The organism is Allobosea sp. P4_C6 (assembly GCF_056402015.1).
The window spans coordinates 1-2,347 of the sequence record NZ_JBFUIF010000185.1 but is presented as its reverse complement, the minus strand read 5'-3'; the positions used below and the strand labels follow the sequence as shown (position 1 = coordinate 2,347).

Sequence of the window (2,347 nt, the reverse complement as noted above, 5' to 3'; positions counted from 1 at the left end):
CGGCTAGCCAAGCCGATTCATCTCAGCGAACGCTGGGCCTCTAATAATATTCTCTTTGTCGATCCTGCGGGATTGCGAGCGGGCGACGGCGCAGCGATCGGCAGGGCGGTGCGCGCTCTGGTCCCGGGGGGCTGAGCCGGCTGCATGTCATATACGATCCTTCCCGACCTCGACGGGCGCCGCTGCATCGTCAGCAGCGCAAGCAATGGATTGGGCGCACCAGCATTGTCACGGAAATGTCGCCGAGCCAGGATTTTGCCCTGAGCAAAGCCGACTTACGCGGCGGCCGTCGCAATTTGCCACTGTTGCGCGACCTCGGCTCAAAGAGTCTCAGCGTCGCTCGGGAGATCATATGGCGCTCGAGGGGCTCTTGGTTCCTCGCCCAGCGAGGTAACCGCGCTACTCTTCGACGCCTCCTCTCTGGAAGCCGGCCCGCCGCGCAAATCCGACGGGCCTGCGGATGTGCTGAGGGCGCTCGCGCGGGGTCTGAGCGGCGTGGGCGGGTGGGTACGGCCGGTGAGATAGCTTAGCGCCTGGCTGGTGGAGTCGACCTGGTCGTCGTGGCGCCCATCGGGAAAGCGAGGAACTCGCTGAGCCAGGTGGCCAGCCACGGCGCCTCCTGCGACAACGAGAGCGCAAGATGCAGCTCTTCAAGTGGCCGATGTGGCGCAGCGCTTTCTCTGCGTACATGCCGTCGTCCACAATCTCCTCAACCTCGAGCGTCAACTGATCTCCCGAGCGACGCTACGCTCACCTTCCCGTCCAGCTGCCAGATGTCTGCTGGTTGCGGCCGCAGGCGCAGGTTGCGGGCATAGCTGCATCCAAATTTGTGGACCCATCGCCGGATCGTCTCATACGAAATGTCTCAGCCAGAAGCTCCTCGACATCGCGGTAGCTCATGCTGAACCGCAGAGATCTCAGGCGGGAACTGGTGACGGGCGTAGGAAATCGGCTGCATGCCCCTACCGAACCTGCCAGGCTAAATCGCCCACTCCCGTGACAAATGCCCTCCTTGACTCTAGCGGCGGTCGCGCGCCTAGCTGCCGCCATCGATTGGCACTCATGGATCGAGACTGCTAACGGGTATCCCCTTGCGAGCCCGTCGAAAGATGCTCGCACCGAAATCCTACCAATAGGAAGACAGAACCATGAAGTTCCGTCCGCTGCATGATCGCGTCGTGGTCCGCCGCCTTGATGGCGAAGAGAAGACCAAGGGTGGCATCATCATCCCCGAGACCGCCAAGGAAAAGCCCCAGGAGGGCGAGGTGATCGCCGTCGGTTCCGGCGCGCGTGACGAAGCCGGCAAGCTCGTTGCCCTCGACGTCAAGAAGGGCGACCGCGTCCTGTTCGGCAAGTGGTCGGGCACCGAGGTCAAGATCGACGGCCAGGATCTCCTCATCATGAAGGAATCCGACATCATGGGCGTCGTCGGCTGAACGACTGAGACCGCTCTTTCCGTCATTTCATAAGGAGTTGCTCTCATGGCAGCCAAAGACGTCAAGTTCTCTTCCGATGCGCGCGACAAGATGCTGCGCGGTGTCGAAATCCTCGCCAACGCCGTGAAGGTCACGCTCGGTCCCAAGGGCCGTAACGTCGTGATCGAGAAGTCGTACGGCGCTCCGCGCATCACCAAGGACGGCGTCACCGTCGCCAAGGAGATCGAGCTCGCCGACAAGTTCGAGAACATGGGCGCCCAGATGGTGCGCGAAGTGGCCTCGAAACAGCACGACCACGCCGGCGACGGCACCACGACCGCCACCGTCCTCGCCGCCGCGATCCTGCGCGAAGGCCTGAAGGCTGTTGCCGCCGGCATGAACCCGATGGACCTGAAGCGCGGTATCGACTTGGCCGTCGAGGCCATCGTCGCCGACCTGAAGGAGAACTCCAAGAAGGTCACGTCCAACGGCGAAGTCGCCCAGGTCGGCACCATCTCGGCCAATGGCGACGAGTCGGTCGGCAAGATGATCGCCACCGCCATGCAGAAGGTCGGCAACGAGGGTGTCATCACCGTCGAGGAAGCCAAGACCGCCGAGACCGAACTCGACGTCGTCGAGGGTATGCAGTTCGACCGTGGCTATCTCTCGCCTTACTTCATCACCAACGCGGAGAAGATGATCGTCGAGCTGGAAGATCCCTACATCCTGATCTTCGAGAAGAAGCTGTCCTCGCTCCAGCCGATGCTGCCGATCCTCGAGGCCGTGGTGCAGACCGGCAACCCGCTGCTCATCATCGCCGAGGACGTGGAAGGTGAAGCTCTCGCCACCCTCGTCGTCAACAAGCTCCGCGGCGGCCTCAAGGTCGCGGCCGTCAAGGCTCCGGGCTTCGGCGATCGCCGCAAGGCCATGCT

At 62.8% G+C, this 2,347-nt stretch carries 2 protein-coding genes and 1 pseudogene; 2 read left to right on the top strand and 1 reads right to left on the bottom strand.

Going from position 1 to position 2,347, the window contains the following annotated elements; genetic code table 11:
- Positions 1-712: 712 nt before the first annotated feature.
- A pseudogene (locus tag AC1DVA_RS27675) lies at positions 713-958 on the bottom strand (IS6 family transposase); the annotation flags it as partial.
- 190 nt (positions 959-1,148) lie between these two features.
- On the opposite strand from AC1DVA_RS27675, the gene groES reads away from it, so the two are divergent.
- The gene (groES, locus tag AC1DVA_RS27670) at positions 1,149-1,436 is read left to right on the top strand and encodes a co-chaperone GroES (protein ID WP_061964603.1); all 288 of its coding nucleotides are present in this window, start codon (positions 1,149-1,151) and stop codon (positions 1,434-1,436) included.
- Between the two features lie 45 nt (positions 1,437-1,481).
- Positions 1,482-2,347 (top strand): chaperonin GroEL (groEL, locus tag AC1DVA_RS27665; RefSeq protein ID WP_476808025.1); only part of this gene is annotated, 866 nt, incomplete at its 3' end.